At 66.2% G+C, this 16664-nt stretch carries 15 protein-coding genes; 4 read left to right on the top strand and 11 right to left on the bottom strand.

Features of this window, described 5'->3' with window-relative positions; genetic code table 11:
- Positions 1 to 138: 138 nt before the first annotated feature.
- From hemG to AC6RV7_RS20730, 3 genes are all read right to left on the bottom strand, one after another.
- Positions 139 to 1554: a protoporphyrinogen oxidase gene (gene hemG, locus AC6RV7_RS20740; protein WP_500096119.1), complete on the bottom strand. Its 1416-nt coding sequence runs from the start codon at positions 1552 to 1554 to the stop codon at positions 139 to 141.
- A gap of 3 nt (positions 1555 to 1557) precedes the next feature.
- Positions 1558 to 1698: a hypothetical protein gene (locus AC6RV7_RS20735; protein ID WP_500096118.1), complete on the bottom strand. Its 141-nt coding sequence runs from the start codon at positions 1696 to 1698 to the stop codon at positions 1558 to 1560.
- Between the two features lie 100 nt (positions 1699 to 1798).
- Positions 1799 to 2254 (bottom strand): hypothetical protein, encoded by a 456-nt coding sequence (locus AC6RV7_RS20730; protein WP_500096117.1) that lies wholly within the window; start codon positions 2252 to 2254, stop codon positions 1799 to 1801.
- A gap of 217 nt (positions 2255 to 2471) precedes the next feature.
- On the opposite strand from AC6RV7_RS20730, the gene AC6RV7_RS20725 reads away from it, so the two are divergent.
- A complete protein-coding gene (locus tag AC6RV7_RS20725) occupies positions 2472 to 4913 on the top strand; it encodes a TonB-dependent siderophore receptor (protein ID WP_500096116.1) in 2442 nt (813 codons plus the stop codon).
- 93 nt (positions 4914 to 5006) lie between these two features.
- Positions 5007 to 7019 carry an amidase gene (locus AC6RV7_RS20720; RefSeq protein WP_500096115.1) on the top strand — a complete coding sequence of 671 codons (2013 nt, stop codon included), beginning with the start codon at positions 5007 to 5009 and terminating at the stop codon, positions 7017 to 7019.
- Positions 7020 to 7100: 81 nt separating this feature from the next.
- Here the strand turns inward: AC6RV7_RS20720 and AC6RV7_RS20715 are convergent, their stop codons facing one another.
- Genes AC6RV7_RS20715 through AC6RV7_RS20690 form a run of 6 tightly spaced genes read right to left on the bottom strand, consistent with a single transcriptional unit; the run spans position 7101 to position 12433 of the window.
- Positions 7101 to 7589 carry a hypothetical protein gene (locus AC6RV7_RS20715; RefSeq protein WP_500096114.1) on the bottom strand — a complete coding sequence of 163 codons (489 nt, stop codon included), beginning with the start codon at positions 7587 to 7589 and terminating at the stop codon, positions 7101 to 7103.
- A 27-nt stretch (positions 7590 to 7616) separates the two neighbouring features.
- On the bottom strand, positions 7617 to 8165 hold the full coding sequence (locus AC6RV7_RS20710; protein WP_500096113.1) for a DUF3299 domain-containing protein: 549 nt from the start codon (positions 8163 to 8165) through the stop codon (positions 7617 to 7619).
- 4 nt (positions 8166 to 8169) lie between these two features.
- On the bottom strand, positions 8170 to 9381 hold the full coding sequence (locus AC6RV7_RS20705) for an ABC transporter permease (protein WP_500096112.1): 1212 nt from the start codon (positions 9379 to 9381) through the stop codon (positions 8170 to 8172).
- 3 nt (positions 9382 to 9384) lie between these two features.
- Complete coding sequence (locus AC6RV7_RS20700; protein WP_500096111.1) at positions 9385 to 10095, bottom strand: ABC transporter ATP-binding protein; 711 nt, start codon at positions 10093 to 10095, stop codon at positions 9385 to 9387.
- 8 nt (positions 10096 to 10103) lie between these two features.
- On the bottom strand, positions 10104 to 11249 hold the full coding sequence (locus AC6RV7_RS20695) for an acetamidase/formamidase family protein (RefSeq protein WP_500096110.1): 1146 nt from the start codon (positions 11247 to 11249) through the stop codon (positions 10104 to 10106).
- A 17-nt stretch (positions 11250 to 11266) separates the two neighbouring features.
- Positions 11267 to 12433: an acetamidase/formamidase family protein gene (locus AC6RV7_RS20690; RefSeq protein ID WP_500096109.1), complete on the bottom strand. Its 1167-nt coding sequence runs from the start codon at positions 12431 to 12433 to the stop codon at positions 11267 to 11269.
- Between the two features lie 299 nt (positions 12434 to 12732).
- On the opposite strand from AC6RV7_RS20690, the gene AC6RV7_RS20685 reads away from it, so the two are divergent.
- Positions 12733 to 13449 (top strand): hypothetical protein, encoded by a 717-nt coding sequence (locus AC6RV7_RS20685; protein ID WP_500096108.1) that lies wholly within the window; start codon positions 12733 to 12735, stop codon positions 13447 to 13449.
- A gap of 55 nt (positions 13450 to 13504) precedes the next feature.
- Positions 13505 to 14116, top strand: a complete 612-nt coding sequence (locus tag AC6RV7_RS20680; protein ID WP_500096107.1) for a hypothetical protein — start codon at positions 13505 to 13507, stop codon at positions 14114 to 14116.
- Here the strand turns inward: AC6RV7_RS20680 and AC6RV7_RS20675 are convergent.
- Both AC6RV7_RS20675 and AC6RV7_RS20670 read right to left on the bottom strand, forming a co-directional pair.
- A complete protein-coding gene (locus AC6RV7_RS20675) occupies positions 14079 to 15074 on the bottom strand; it encodes a LysR family transcriptional regulator (protein ID WP_500096106.1) in 996 nt (331 codons plus the stop codon). The two genes, AC6RV7_RS20680 and AC6RV7_RS20675, sit on opposite strands and share 38 nt — an antisense overlap.
- Positions 15075 to 15182: 108 nt before the next feature.
- A complete protein-coding gene (locus AC6RV7_RS20670) occupies positions 15183 to 16562 on the bottom strand; it encodes a Gfo/Idh/MocA family protein (RefSeq protein ID WP_500096105.1) in 1380 nt (459 codons plus the stop codon).
- Positions 16563 to 16664 lie beyond the last annotated feature (102 nt).

Genomic DNA, 16664 nt, shown 5'->3' with positions numbered 1-16664 from the left:
CAGGCAGCGCCTGCCGTGGCAATTCCTCTCCTTCTCCTACGCGCAGCCCTCGCCTTTCTTAGTGGCCGTTCGGCTCGTCCGGAGAACCGCGCGGCCGGGACCAGATCGGACTTCCGTGTTTTCGTCCGTTTCGTAGTCTCAACGCCGGGCGGCCTGCAGCACCGCCGCCGCCAGCCGCCGGCCCGAACCGATACAGTTCGCGAGCGAGATGCCGTCGCGGCCGTTGCCCCCGATGAACAGCCCGGGTGCTTCGCGTTCCGCCGCCGCGCACAGGTCGAGATTGCGGCCGTAGCCAAGCGTGTATTGCGGAATCGCGCGCGACCAGCGGCGGATGTGCACAAAGACGGGTTCGTCACTCACGCCGAGCAGCCGCTCCAGCTCCTCCTGGACGAGGGATTCCAGCTCCGCGTCGTCGCGTTCGAGCAGCTCCGGCTGGCGCATGCCGCCGACGAAGCTCGTCAGCCCGACATGCCCGTCCGGCGCGCGACCGGAGAACAACGAGCTGGAGAACAGCGTTCCCAAAATCCGCCCCCGCTCCACCTCCGGCACCAGCACCCCGAATCCGTCGAGCGGATGCGCCACGGCGGCGCGCTTGTATCCGGTAAACACCGACGCGACCGGGGCAAATTCGATCCGCCCTAGCTCGCGCAACGCCGCGCCCGCGGTCCCGCAGTCGAAAGGAATCGCCGCCAGCGCATCCGGCGGCAGCGCGCACACGACCGCGGCGAAGGTTTCGCGCGTCACCCGGCCGGAGGTCTCATACTCGACCTCCCAGCCCGTTCCGCTCCGGCGCACGCCGCGCACCGCGTGCTGCCGCCGCACCGCGCCGGCCAGCAGATGCTCCATCGTCGAAGGCAACACCTGCAGCCCGCCGGCAAACGAGAACATCCGCCCTTTCGGTCCGCCGCTGGGGTTGCGCCGCTTGATCGCGCCGCGAATGAGCGAGCCGTGCTCCTGCTCCAGCGCCCAAAGTTTCGGGAAACCGAACTTCACCGACAGCTTCCGCGGATCGCCCGCATACACGCCGCCGACAAACGGATTCACCGCATAATCGAGAAACTCGCTGCCGAGCCGGCGCGTGACGAACTCCGCCACGCTCTCCTCGGCCGCCGCCGGCGCACGCCCCCGGAAGGGTTCACCGAGCAGATTCGCCTTGGCTTGCCACGAGAAGAGCTGAGTGCCCAGGAAACTGAACGGCGACGCCGGCATCGCGACCGGCCCGCCTTCGCGCACAATGTAGCGTTTCGACGCTTCCGGCGCGGCGTAGAGCACCTGCCGATCGAGCCCCAGCTCCGCGATGAGGGTCCGCACATCGGCCGACGACTCCAACATCGAGTTCGGACCGAGCTCGTGCATCCAGCCATCGCTCGTGAACGTGTTGATCGCGCCGCCCACACGCGGGCCGGCCTCGAGGACCGCGACATTCACCCCGGCCTGGCGCAGCGTCCACGCCGCGGTGAGGCCGGTGATGCCGCCCCCGAGCACCGCCACGGGACGACCGAGCGCCCCGGGCAGCGACTCCCGCAGCGGGCAGAGCGAATCGACCGCCGGCATCGCTCAGCGGGTCCGATCGAGCGAACGCGTCTCGACGCGGATTTTTTCTACCGGCCGCTTGTGCAGCAACGAGAGCTCCAGGCGAACCCAGAGCCCGAACACGGCCGCGAGCGCCAGCAGCGTGAGAACAGTGATCGTTGTCATGGTGGGAAAGGATCTGCGTTGATCCTAATCCCTCCCCGCCCGACCGGCTGCGCCGGTCTTGCGTTGTGCTGCGCATTTTATGCGCCCGCCGCCGGACGCGTCAGCCCCGTCCGCCGCGGAGCAGCACCAGATGCTCGACGCCGAACTCCTCGAATTCGCGCCAATACGCATCCTCGAGCTCGCCGAGTTTCTCCTCGTGCTCCGGCGCGAGGTCTTCGGCGTCCGCCGCCGCCGCGCCCACCTCGTGCCGCAAATCCCGCACGCCGAGCTGCGCCACGAGCTCGCTCCAAAACACATCCTCGGTGAACGCGTTCAGCTTCTCGCGCGTGACGCCTTCGGTCAGCGCCTCGTTGGGAAACAGCTCGCCGTTCACATCCGCCTCGACGAGTTCCGCGCAGCCGAACAGCTCCGCCATCCGGAAGACCTTCTGCGCGATCTCCGCGTAACGCTCCGGCATGGTCGCCGGATCGTCGGCATGCGCTCCGGACACCGTGAGGCCAAGGTGCACGAGCTCGAGCAAGCGGGTGTATTCCTTCGTCGTGAACGACACTTTCATGCGCGCAATGGACGCCGCCTCGCCACCCGGCGCAAGGTCGGACTGAACGCCGCAACCGCGCCCCACCGCGCCGCGCGACGCCTCCCCGCCGGAAAAGCGCCAAAAAGTTTTCATGAGTTAAACCGGCGCGCCCGCCCGCCCGGGCACCTGCCGTGCTCCCCGGCGGCGCGCTCAGCGCAACACCAGAAACCGCAACATCCACACACAACACCGGACCATGAGAAAACTCGCGCGTCTCGTGGCTGCGACAGGCTTCGCCTGCTCCAGCCTGCTCGCCTTCGCTCAAACCGAAGCGCCGACGAAATCTCCGTCCACCCCAACGGAACCGATCGTGCTGCTCGAACGCTTCGTCGTCGGAGGAGGCGAAGATCCCACCGCGCTGATCCCCAACCAGCCGGTCAGCGTCCTCGGACTCAACCAGAAGATCGTGGAGACGCCCCGCTCAATCAGCGTCGTTTCCGGCGACACGATCGAGCGTTTCAACATCACCGAGCTCGCCGATCTCTCCCGCTTCTCGCCCAGCACCTACACCGCCTTTTCCTTCGGCGTGCAGGGCGGGCTGCAGATTCGTGGTGACACCGCGGATACGTATTTCGGCGACATGAAGAAGCTGAACAACGCGTCCAACCTGAAGACGATCATCGGCGCCAGCGACGGCGTGACAATCGTGCGCGGACCGCCGTCCGCCGTCCTTGGCGCCGGCTCCGTGGGCGGCTTCATGAACTATTTGCCCAAATCCGCCCGCGCCCTGACCGGCAAATACCTCGAAGGCCTCACCGGCAAGGCGAGCGCCACCTTCGACGAATGGGGCCGGCGCGTGGGCACGGCGGAAGTCGGAGGACCGCTGAGCCTGTTCGGCCGGCGCGCCGGTTTTTACGTCTACACCCAGATGGAGGATTCGAAAACGTTCTACGTCGGCCAGCGCGTGAAGGACATCATTGCCCAGGCGACCATGACGGTCGACCTCACGGACTCGCTGCGGCTCGATATTGGCGGCAACTACCAGCATCACGAAGGCACCGGCATCGCCGGCTGGAACCGCGTCACCCAGGATCTCGTCGATCACGGCACCTACCAGACCGGCTCGCCTGATTTCAGCCTCATCGACACCGACCACAATGGCGTCGCCAGCCGCGCCGAGCTCTACAACGCGGGCCTGACGAACAACTATAACTTCCAGGCGCCCGGCGTGCCGGTCGCGAACCAGGTCAAGCCCGGCACGACCGCCTACACCGCCCCCGGCGGACCGCTGGCCTTCGTCACCGACCTCGGCACCGCCTCGCTCAGTCGCCGCAATGTGCTGCTCGAACGCGTCAACTGGGGCGTGGATTACATCGCGTTCGTGCGGCTCATCAACGACGCCAACCCGAACCTCGTCTTCAAGAACCACCTTTTTTTCGAATACCAGGACTACTACAAACTCTCCGACATCGCCTATTTTCGCGCCGGCGACACGTCGCTGTTCGAGGAGCGCTTCACCGTCGAGTGGAAGCCTGAAAACCTGCCGGACTGGTTGACAATCACCAACGTGACGGCGCTGAACGCGCGTTATCTCGACGCGACCAATTCCACGACGAACAGCTTCCAGATTTTCAACTACTGGGATCTGACCGTGTATACAGATGGTCACTACAAGTTTCAGAACGGTTGGGACAACCCGGTCGAAGCCGGCGTCGATTCGACCGCCCGCAGCCAGCACTGGGAGGGAGGCATTGGAAACATTCTGGACATCAGCGCGTTTAAGAAGCTCACGCTTACCGTTGGCGCCCGCTACGACTGGGTGGACGGCGAGATGCACAACTACGCCGGCCTCCGCAACTCCGGAAACTCGCTCGCTCCCACCACGCCTTCGTTCGCCCGCGGTTCGCAGCACGCCGGCTCGCTGACGTCGGCGAGTCTCTCCTACAAGGTCCTTCCGAACATCATTCCCTATGTCACCTACGCCACGCCCAAGACGATCGTGCCCGGCAGCACCGGCGGACTGAGCAGCGGTCAGATCAACGACCAGATCCTCACCGGCACCAGGCTGAAGGAGGCCGGCGTGAAGGGCGAGTTCCTCCAGGGCAAGCTCTTCGCCTCCTACTCGATCTACGAGCAATACCGCACCGCCTTCGTCCAGAGCCTCAACGGCGGCAACGGCGATTTCCAGCAGACGCGCAGCCGCGGTCACGAGGTCGAGGTGCGCTGGGTCCCCACGCGCCGCTTCAACCTGGCCGTCGCGATGGACTGGTTGCGGCGCGACAACGACCCGCTGGCGCCCGGCTACACGCCCGCACCGGTCGAGACCGTGGGCCTCGATCCGATCCAGTTCGGCGGCGGGCGGTATCAGCTGGCGTATGACACCGCCAATACCCGCGTCTCCCGGCCCGACAAGGTGTTCAGCATCTTCGGCAACTACATCTTCGGCAAAAGCGGCTTCGATCTCGCCGTCGGCGCCAACTACACCGCCGGCTACGATGCCGCATCCTTCGGCGACATCGTGCTTCCCTCCGCCACGACCTTCTCGGTCGATCTCGGCTATCGCAGCGAGCATTGGGAATACCGGCTCTCGGTGAAGAACCTCACCGACGAATGGTTCTTCACCTCGACCAGCGGCAGCGCCGCGCTGATTCCGCAGCCGGGGCGCACCTTCACCGGCAAGATCACCTATAAATTCTGAGCCGGCCCGGGACGTCCGCAGCCAAGGCGCAGCTTCGGCTGCGCCTTTTTTCCGCCAACCCGCCGCCACCTCCACCATCATCGCCTTATCCCTATGTTTTGTATCCGTTTCTTCGATTCGAGACCGCACCGTTTTGGCCCGCGCTTTCTCGCCAGCCTCGTCGCGCTCGGTCTCCACGCCGCGACCGGTGCCTTCGCCTTCGAGGTGCAGGAAGCCACCATCGCCGACATCCAGTCCGCCATTCTCGCCCGACAGACCACCGCGACAGAAGTCGTTCACCGCTATCTCGACCGCATCAAGGCCTACAACGGACCGGGCGTGGAAGAGCCCGAAGGCATTCTCGGACCCATCAAGCCCGTGGCACACGCCCGCGGCGTGAACGCCATCATCACGCTCAATCTCCGGCCCGCCGCACGACGCGCCCTCGGCTTCGACGAACGCAAGGCGCGCAGCCTCACCGATCCGGTCGACGCGGATCCCGCCATGCCCGATGCGCTCGAAACTGCGGCCGCTCTGGACGCCGCGTTCGCCGCGACGGGTCAGCTCGTCGGTCCGCTGCACGGCGTCGTCATCGTCGTGAAGGACCAGTACGACACGTTCGACCAGCGCACGACGTCGGGCGCCGACGCCCACTACGCGAACGACCGTCCGCCGGACGACGCCACCTTCGTGGCGCGCCTGCGCGCGGCTGGCGCCATCATCCTCGGCAAAACCAACATGGGCGAATACGCCTCCGGCATCCGCAGCGCGTTCGGCGGCACCACCGTCAACGCCTACGACACCACGCGCGTGCCCGGCGGCTCGAGCGGCGGTTCCGGCGTCGCCACCGCCATGAGTTTCGCGACCGTCTCCATCGGCGAAGAATCCGGACCGTCGATCCGCGCGCCCGCGACCTATGCGAGCGCCGTCGGCCTCTCTCCCACCCAGGAACTCGTCAGCCGCGACGGCCTGATGAACATCGGCCTGCACACCCGCACCGGCCCGATCGCCCGCACCGTCGAGGATGCCGCGCGCGTGCTGACCGTGATCGCCGGCTACGATCCCAAGGACGAGATGACCGCCTTCGCGGTCGGCCGCACTCCGGCCGAGCCATATGAAAGCTTCACCCTCGCCCGCCGCCTCGACGGCGTGCGCATCGGCGTCGTGCGCGAGTTCATGGACCGGCGCGTCTTCGCCGATCCCGTTTTTCAGCCTAGCCTCGACTGCATCGAGCAGGCGATCGACGACCTGCGCCAACTCGGCGCCACCATTGTGGAAGGCGAACCGGACGGCCTCTTCACCTCCTACATCCGCCGCTTCGGCCCGATGCTGCTCAACCGCGAGTGGACGAAGCTCCATCCGGCAGAGTTCCCCGTCGACGCCAGCGGCCAGCCAATGGGCGATCACCTGGCCACGCTGGTCGAAATGACGTTCGACCCCTCGAAGGTGCCTGGCGAACTCACGTTGCGCGACCTGGGCGAGGCCAGCGGCAACTCCGTCGGCGAAAATCGATTCGGCTTCAATCTCTACCTGCGGCAGCGCGGCGACGCCCGGATCAAGTCCCTCGACGACCTGATCGATGCCGCCAATTTTTTTGTCGACGACTCCGAAGGCGACAAACGCGTCACGCTGCGCAACCACAACAAGCCGCAAACCTACGAAACCGCGCTGCGCCTCCAACGACGCTTCGCCGTGCAACAGATCATCCTCGCCGCGATGGCCGAGCTGAAACTCGACGCGGTGGTTTATCCCACGAGCAATCTTCCGCCGCGCAAGATCGGGATGCCGCGCGATCCGACGTTCAACGGCATCGGCAACTACGGGATGTGGACCTTCGTCGGCGCGCAGGGTTTTCCCGCCATCACCGTGCCCGCCGGCTACTCGCAGGTGGTCTACGATCGCGTGCCGGATGAGTCCGCCCCGCCCGCCGGAACATCGACCGGCGGCGAACGCGAACTCCGCCTGAGGACACTCGCTCCGGTCGCGGCGAGGCTCCCGATCGGCGTCGATTTTCTCGGGCGACCGTTCAGCGAGCCGACGCTGCTCAGAATCGCCGCCGCCTACGAGCAGGCGACCCGGCACCGCGTGCCGCCGCCCGACTTCGGTCCGGTCGCCCGCCGCGAATAGCGCGCCGCTGTTCGCGTATCCGCCAGATGCTCACAACGACCGGCCGCAGCTCGATCGAGCCGGCCGGTCCCACGCGAACGGTCAGTGCTCGTGTCCGTCCGGGAAACGAACGGCAACGTCCCGAAACGTCGCGCCGCGGATCGTCAGCAGCGGGATCGATGCGTCGAACTCCCGCGCCTGCTTCAACCACTCGCCGGTCGCCGCGAAAAGCGAGGTATCTCCCACCGTCTCGCCAGTGGCCTCATCCGCCACCGGGGCGAAGATCAAGCGGTGCGTCTGGCCGCCGGACGTCGCATTCATCTCGAACGACGGCATCGCGCAGCGCACGAAGTTCTCCATTTCACCATCCAGCACAAACGCCCGCAGTTCCCCGCTCGCGGCGTCGAGCACGAGTTCGAGATGAAACGCTTCGTCGCCGAGCGCGACCGCCGTGCCGCCGTGCGGCGCATGATGCTCGTGCTGGTGATGCCCGATCATCGCAGGGTCGCCGGGAGCTTTATCCGCTCGTTCGCAACCGGCTAAAAGCGCGACCGACACGACGCTGCAAAACAATCGGTTGGCAAAGCGCATGTTCATGAAGGTTTGCAGCCCCAGCGACTATTTCTTCGGTCCGAGAAACTTTTCGCCGTCCATGCGGAAAAGCGAAACGACGTAGCCGTCCTCGTAGCGATGATCGATATGGAAGATGCCGACGAGCTCGACCGGCACGTCCTGGATCGCCTCCACGCCGGCGTCCGTCATCGTGACCACGAGATAGTCGTTCATCCGCGGCACCGCCCCGTAACAGCACGTGTTCACGTCGCGCATCATCACGAATTTCTTCGTGCGGCCGTTCTGCACCTGCAGCGGCATCAGATAGCCGGTCAGCCGCACCCGCTGCTTGTCGTAGGTTCTGATCCATGGCGGGACGGGATCCTTCTTCAGATTCGCTTCGATTTCCTCCGGGGTCGCACCCGTGCCCGCATCCATCAGGGTGTAATCGAACGCGGACAATTTATCGAACCCGAGCGCGAACATCTCCACGCCGTCGACCACCGTGCGGCGCGGCGTCAGATCCACCGTGACCTCTTGGGCCCGAACGCCGACGACGAACACCCCCAAGGCCGCTGCCAACCGCAACACCGTCAACGATCGTAATGTATTCATAATATCAAGACGTTGGCGCGATCCCGCCAGCGACGTCCGTGCGATACGCCTTGATCGCCGGGAAAACCCCGCACAGCGCCGCGAGCGCCACGATCCCCGTGGGCGCGATCAGCATCACCGGATGCAGGGCGAAAGGATCGATCACCACGCCCGTCTGCGCCCGAATGATCTCCGAGGCCGCGCCGACGACGGCGGCATAGATTGCAAAAGCCATCGCCATCCCAAGGGCGGCGATCGCGGCGGACTCGACCACGATCGCGCCGAAGACCGTGAGCCGCCCGGCGCCCAGCGCGCGCAAGATCGCGATCTCGCGCCGGCGTTCGTTCATGGAATTGTAGATGCTCGCCAGGATCGACGCGGACGCCACGACGACCACGAGATAGGAAACGAACGCGAGGATCCGGTCGAACCACGCGATCTTGTCGAAAAGCTTGCCCAGGATCGCGCCCAGCGGCCAAGCGAAGGTGAATTTGTTGCCCCGTTTGTTATAGAGCATGTCGAGCTGAAATCCGGCCATCGGATTGCTCTGCTTCAATTTGATCAGCACCGCGCTCACGTCGGTCGCCGCCCGCGCGTCGTGGCCGCTCATCCGCTGCAATCCCTCGAGCGGAATCCAGATCACGCGGTCGGCCGGCGTGCCGGTCGGTTCGAGGACGCCCGTGACGACAAATGTCTCCGCGTGCTGTTTGGTTTCGTCGTAGATCAAACCGTGAAACGGATGAAACGTCCCGCCCGGCGCGAGCCCGAGCTGCTGCGCGGCGAAGCTGCCTGCCACCGCTTCCTTTTCGCCCATCGCAAACGGCCGCCCCGGCTCCGCCACGCGGTAACGGCGGCCGGGTGCAAACTCCACGCGCTCGAACAGCTCCGTCGTCGTGCCGACCAGTCGATAACCTTGGTAATTGTCTCCCACCGCGATGGGCAGTCCGAACTCGATGTTGGGATTTTTCAGGACGGTCTCCACATCCGCGGCGGAAATGTTTCCGGGGCTGTCCTCGAGATGAAAGATCGCATTGAGCACGAGCTGCAGCTTCGAACTCCGCGCGCCGAGCACCGCGTCGAATCCGCCGCTGACGCTCGTGAAGGTGCGGCTCGCCTCCTGCCGCATCACCCACACCGACATCAACAGCCCGCCCGCCAGCGCGATCGCGGCGGCGGACACCAGCGTCGATACCAGATGCTGGCGAAGGCTTTTGTAGACGACCAAAGGTATGACCATGACTCAGGCGGCCGTGACCAACGGCGTGTTGAGATCGCTGAACTCCTCGGTGCGGCCGAACTGGGCGAGGATGTTGCGGTCGTGACTGACCAGCAGCAGCGCCGCTCCCTGCTCGCGGCAAGTCTCCCGCAGGAGCGCCAGGGTTTCGGCGGCGTTGATCGCGTCGAGATTGCCAGTCGGTTCGTCGGCCAGCACCAGCCTCGGCCGGTTCGCCAGCGCTCGCGCCACCGCCACGCGCTGCTGCTGCCCGACCGACAGCTGGCGCGGATAATAATCGAGCCGGTGTCCCAACCCGACCCGCTGCAGCAGCGAGGCCGCCCACGCGCGATCGCGGCCGGCGCCGAAGGCCATCGCAAGCAGCACGTTCTCCAGACATGTGTAGCCCTGGAGCAGGTTGAAGCTTTGGTAAACGCAGCCCAGCGTCGTCGCGCGCAGCCGGTCGCGCCGTGCCTCGCTCAGCGCGCTCACCTCGGCGCCGGCGACGACGATCGAGCCTGCATCCGGTTTCAGGATACCCGCAACGAGGTTGAGGAAGGTCGTCTTGCCGCTGCCGCTCGACCCCTTGAGCCCGACCTGCGCGCCGGCGGCGAGCTCGAACGATTCCACGTGCACGACCAGCTTCAGTTCACCCTCGGGCGTGCGATAGCTTTTGCGCAGTCCGCTCACCGCCAGCACCGGCGGGACAGCGGCCATCGTTTCGGGCAGCGAGAGCATGGCGCGCCTCAGTTTTCCCGCGTCCGATACCAGTAGCGGTCGGGATCCGTGATAAAGAGCTTCTTCGGGATCATGGCGTGGATCCCGAGCGTCTTGTCCACCACTTGGGTCACGCGAAAATTCACCGCGATGCTCGAGAGCGCATAGGCGTGAAGAAAATCGTAACCCTGCTTCTCTTTCAGAAACTCGACCGTCTCCACCATCGCCATCCGCATCGCCCCATCGAGATCCGGATCGAGGCCGAACGTGAGATAGTGCGTCGGCGTTTCCGCGCGCGGCGCGGTCAGCGTCTTCCCTTTGTGCAGGATGAACTGCAGCGTGCAGGTGTTGGCGGTCTCGATCGCGTTGACCGTGATCTCGCCGTCGCCCTGCGCCGCATGCGAATCGCCGGTGTAGAACAATGCGCCTTTTTGAAAGATTGGCAGATAAAGCGTGCTGCCGGCGACGAGCTCCTTGCAATCGAGGTTGCCGCCGAAAACACCCGGCGGACCCGAGCGGCGGTTCGGCCCCTCCGAATCCGGCGGGCAGGTGCCCATCACGCCCATGAACGGCCCGAGCGGAACCTCGACCTGGTCGTCGAACACTCCGGCGTTTCGCTTCAGATCGAGATGCACCACTTTCGTGAACGGCCGCGGCACCAGATCCGGCAGCGCGCCTCCGCCCGGATTCGCGCTGACGGTTCCGTAGGGAATGCGCGGCGTCACGCTCAGGATCCGCACCTCGAGCATGTCCCCCGGCTCCGCGCCTTCGACGAAGATGGGGCCGTTGATCATGTGACCGCCGGGACGCGCGCCCGGTGGACTGCCCGGCGGCGGCGGGAGCCGATTCGGCGTCTCGTTCAACACCCGGATCGATTCCGCCAGCGCGGGGCATTGTTCGATCGTGGTCGGAATACCGTTTTCCTTCAGCCACGCGTTCGGATCGCCATCGCGCCAGCGCACGCCGCCACCGACGTCGATCCGCACCACGGCGCCGGACCTGACCGTCGCCACCGGCGTCTTGGTCGAGGAAAAGTGGCCGAGAATGGCATTCTCCGGCGTGAAGGGAACGTGGACGTCATACGGCACCTCCATCGCGCGACTCGCACCCGCGGCGGCGAGCAGTGTCACGAAAATCAGGATACGACGCCGGAGGGGGGTCGAGCGGGCAATCATGGCGGCGGCTCCGGCGTTCAGGGGCGATACCAGTAGGACGAGGCGGTATCGTGCACGAAGAGCTTCTTCGGAATCATGCCGTGCACGCCGAGCGTCTTGTCGACGATCTGCGTCACCCGGAAGTCGATCGCGGCGCTCGCGAGCGAATAGGCCGGAAGGAAATCGAGACCTTCCTTTTCCTTCAGGAAATCGAGAGCTTCGATCAGCGCCAGGCGCATCGCCTGATCCAGATCCGGATCGAGCCCGTAGGTGATGTAGTGCGTCGCGTTCTCCGCGCGCGGGCCTTTCAGCGTCTTCCCCTTGTGCAGGATGAATTGGTAAACGACGGTGTTGGCCGTGCCGATCGCATCGCCGGCCACCTCGCCGTCACCCTGCGCGGCGTGACAATCTCCGGTATAGAACAGCGCGCCTTTCTGAAAAATCGGGATGTAGAGCGTGCTGCCGGCCACCAGGTCCTTGCTGTCGAGATTGCCGGCGAACAGCCCCGGCGCGCTCGAGCGGCGATTCGGGCCTTCGGAATCGGGCGGGCACGTGCCGTTGACGCCGTTGAACGGCGCGAGCGGGATCTCGATGTTCTCGTTGAAGACGGCCGCGTTGCGCTTGAGGTCGATTTTATAAACGTGTCCGTAGGGTCGCGGCACCAGATCCGGGAGACCGCCGCCACCGGGCCGCGCACCGTTGGCCCCGTAGGGCAGGCGCGGCGTCACATCGAGGATGCGCACCTCGAGCGAATCGCCGGGTTCCGCATCCTCGATATAGATCGGACCGATCAGGAAATGTCCCCCGATGCGGGTTCCCGCCGGACTGCCCGGAGGTGCCGGCAGTCGGTGCGGCGACTCCTTCAACGCGGTCACGATTTCCCTCAGCGCCTCGTTGCTTTCGACCGTGAGCGGGACGCCGTTCTCCTTGAGCCACGCGTCCGGGTCGGCGTCCTCACCCCACTTGTTGCCGCCGCCGCCGTCGATCCGCACCACCGCGCCGGACTTGATCGTGAGCACCGGCTTCTTCGTCGCGGAGAAGTATCCAAAGATTGAATTCTCGGGTGTGCAACGCACATGGAAATCGTAGGGAATCTCCACGGCCGGAAGGACCGTGCTGGCGCTCGCGAGCGCAACACAGACGGCGGCGGACAGGAGGCGAGGGAGACGCGGCGTGGGCGGGCGATGGCTTGCGGTGATGTTCATGATATCGTCGCCCCCGGGCAGCCCAGCTCGTGCCAAAGCGCGCGCCTCGCGCCGCTGGCGCGCCCGCATGGAAATAATTCATCGGCCGGTCGTCGCCGCGACGGCGACCGCGAGGTGTTATGATAAATTTTTGGACGCGGGCCGGCGCTGCCGACAGTTCGCACGCCGCGCCCGGTCGTCGGAGAAATCACATGAATTCATTTCATCGGTCGCTCCCTTTACTCGCCCTCGTGGCGACGTAGTTTTTTCGTCGTGCCCGCCCCGGGCGAGTCATCCCAAAAATCAAACTCCTCCCCGCCATGCGTCTCATCCGTCTTCTGCCCTGCAGCGGCCTCGTCGCCGGTCTGCTCGCTTTCGCCAGCGGAGCCCATGCCGCCACGCAACCGAGCGCCGAAGCCTGGCTCGCGCACTATTATCAACAACCGGCGCCCGACCGCGTCGCGCCCGCCATCTTCGAGCTCAGCCGCTCCGGCTATTTCGAACAGCCGGGCCATGTGTCGCTCGCGATCGGCTTCCTCGCGTCAATCTTCGCGCAGCATCCCGAGCGCGTGAATGAGTGGATGTCCGTCAGTCGCGTGCTGCCCGTTGCGCACCAGCGCCTGCTCGCCTCCGCCCTCTGGTATTCCGGCCATCCGCGCGGCGCCACCGAGCTGCGCGCGCTCGCCCGCTCCGCCGCTCCGGAGGTGCGCCGCGAACTCGACGCGATGCTCCGCAGCGCCGCGCCGTCGCTCGCCCAGGCCGATGTCCGCTCCGAACAGTCGCTCAATCTCCAGTGGGGCGCGTTCCTCGCGACCGGCGAACAGGCGCCCGTGCGGCACATCCTCGCCGCGCTCGGCTCCACCGACAATTCCCAGCTTTCGCAAAACGTCCGCTGGTCGCTCGCGCAGAACGCCGCGAAACACGAGCGCGTGCTCGCGATCTGCCGCGACGAACTCGCGCGCCAGCCCAACGCCGTCCGTGAAACGCTCCGCGCCGTGATCAACGAAACGGAAGCGCGTCACGCCCCCTCCATCTGATCCGACAGCAAACGAACGCTCCTCGCCGGCCCGTCAGCACGGGCCGGCGTTTTTTTTGGCTTCCCGTCGCCTCCGCCGCGAACCACGAAAACTCTTCATCAATCACGCCGCCCGCTCCCGCCCGCGTGGCACCTCGCTTGCTCCGCTCGCTGGCATGCGGGTTTTCCTTTTCCGTTTCATGCTCTGGTGCGGCGCGCTCGCGCCGGTCGCGGTGGCCGCGCCGCCGGTCGCCGTCATTGAGGATGCGCCGTGGTCGCCCGACGACGCCGCGCGCGATGGCGCCGCGGAGCTCGGCGTGCTCCTGCAACTCGCGCAGCTGCAGCGTGACCACGAACGCGTCGGGCTCGTCGGCATCGGCGATCGTCGCGGAATTTTTCAAGAAGGCATGCAACGCGCGCTCGAGTTCGCCGCGCGCCAGGGCGTGCCGGTCGTCCGTCTCGCGCGAACCCCAACCCGGGTCGCGCCCGCGGAACCGGATCTGTTCATCGCCGGCGGCGACCTCCCGCCCGCCGCGGCCGCCGCCCTGCTGGTCCGCTGCCTCGCACGTTACGGCGCGCTGCCGAAGCTCGCCGCGAGCGCGGACGAGTCCCGCGCGTTTCGCGAAAAGCTCCGGCTTTACCAGGCCGAATTCACAGCCAGTCAGCCAGCAACGGTAGCAATGCGCTGAGCGCCTGGCCGAGCGCGGCGGGCGGCCGCAACCAGCGTTTCGACGGCGTGTCCGCGGTCGCCTCGTCCGTGTCCTGCCGGAAGTAGCGGATCATCTTCTCCTCCGCCGGCCCGACGCCGCGCTCCCGCAGATAAACCGCATGCCACTGCCGGCCGAGGGGCCGGCGGCCAAGCGGACGCACCACGAGCTCGCCGCGCTCGACCTCCGCCTGCACCGGCCAGTCCGCCGTGATGCCGACGCCGAGCCCGTTCTTCACCAGCTCCTTGATCGACTCGATGCTGCCGAGCTCGATGCAGCGCTCGACCGCCACGCGCGCCGCGCGAAAATATCCCATCACCAGCTGGTGCGTGCGCGTGCTTTTGTTCGGCACGATCAGCGGCATCGTGCGCACGTCCTCCGGCGGGATCTCCGCGAGCTCCGCCCACGGATGCGACGGTGGCATCACGAAACACATCTCGTCGCGAAACAGCGGCTCGAACACCAGGTCCGGCCGCCGGTCCGGCTCGACCATGATCGCGAGATCGATGCGGCCCGAGAGGAGTTGCGCGAGCAACTGCGGGTTGTCCCCGGTTTCCACCCGCAGTCCGAAATCGGGGAAATCCGCCTGCACCCGCCGCAGCACGCGCGGCAACAGGTGCTGGCAGATTGTCATGGGCGCGCCAATACGCAGCCCCGGCCGCGCGATTTCCTGCAGGCGGCTCAGCTCCATGCGCGCATCCTGCATCTTGTGCAGGATCTCCTCGCAATATTGCAGCAGGCGCTCGCCCGCCGGCGTCAGCACCGCGCGCCGGCCGACCCGCTGAAACAGCCGCACGCCGACGTCCTCCTCGAGCGATTTGATCGCATGGCTGACGGCGGACTGTGTGAGAAACACGTCCTTCGCCCCCAGTGTGAAATTACCCCGACGCGCGACGGCGACGAACGCGCGTATCTGCCGGCTTTCGATTAGTTCCCTCATGGCCATTCAGCGCCCAGCGCGCTGTTGTGTGTGCGGCACGCGTGTCGCAGCAAGCGTGCCAGCCGAAGCCGCGCGGCCTGACGCGGCATCTTTGCATCCGCTGCGGCCCTACAGCGTGCCCACGCGCCAGCCGTCGCGATACGAGCGGCGCAGAAACGCGTTCGCCGCCGGCTCGTTGTCGAAGCGCAGCGCGGCCGCGTTCCACGCCAATGTCGTCTGCGGAAAACGCACGGCCACGCTGCCCAGCAGCACCGCCTCGGTCAGCGGTCCCGCATAGTCGAACGACGCCAGCGGGCGCGCCGCGCCGCCCACGCACGCTTCCGCCCAATCCGACCAGTGATGCGTGCCCGCGATGTCCGGCAGCGGATAACCTTCGAACTCCGCGCGCGGAAACAGCCGCGGCGTGTCGACGTGCGGAATGTGCAGCACGCCTTTCGTGCCGATGAGAATCGAACCTTGTGCCAGCAGTTGCTGTTCGCGTTTCGCCAGCGCCGGCGATTGCGCCGCGCGTGCGGAATCGTCGACGAGCGCCAGAATTTCCGCCGGCGGACGCCGCGTGCCATCATACCACGTAACCGGCACCGTCGGCTCCGCCGTGTAGGGCGTGCCGGGAAACACGTAGCGGATACACGCGTCGATCGACCAGTTCCATTCGTCCGGCGCGGGCCCTTCGGAGCGCACGGTCAGCGGCGCGCCGAGCGCCAGCGCTCCGTAGACCGGATCGAAGATGTGGCAGCCCATGTCGCCAAACGTGCCCGTGCCGAAATCGAGCCGCTTGCGCCAGTTCTCCGGATGATAGTAGGCGTTGCCCACGAACGGCCGCGATGCCGCGACGCCGAGCCAGCGGTCCCAATCGAAACCGTCCGGCACCGCATCGTTCGTCGCCGGCGGCGCACCGGTGTCGCCCCAGGCTTTGTTGCTCCACGCGTGCACTTCCTTGATTTTGCCAATCGCGCCGCTTTGCACGAGCGCGACGGCCTGCCGGTAGGGTTTCGTGGCGCGCACCTGGATGCCCATCTGCGTGACGAGCGGCCGGCCACGCGCGAACTCCGTCAACGTCCGCACTTCGTGCAGGTCGTGCGCGAGCGGTTTCTGACAATACACGTGCTTGCCGCGCTCCATCGCCGCGAGCGCCATCACGGCATGCATGTGATCGGGCGTGGAGACATTCACCGAATCGATGTTGCCGTCCTCGCGATCGAGCAGTTCGCGCCAGTCCTGGTAAACGCGCACGTCGGGAAACGCCGCGCGCAAGGGCGCGAGCCGGTTCAAATCCACTTCGGCCACCGCGACGAGTTGCACGAACGGATTGCTGCAGATCGCCTGGATGTCCGCCCACGCCATGCCCGCGGCGCCAAAGCTCGCGTGCCGCAACACGCGATCGGTCGGGGCGGACCACAGGCGTCGCGCGAGTAGCGGCGCGGCGAGCGCGCCGGCGCCAAGGGTTTTCACGAAGTCGCGGCGGCTCGGGGTCGGAGGGAACGACATGCCTGTTCCTGTGCGCCGCTCGCACGCCGCTGGCAAGATCGTTCAAGCTGTACCGCATGAGCAGACGAACGGGTTGACGAAATTTGCGCGCCGGTCTCACCT

The organism is Opitutus sp. sgz309028, assembly GCF_059821195.1.
This window is presented reverse-complemented; position numbering and strand designations above follow the sequence as displayed.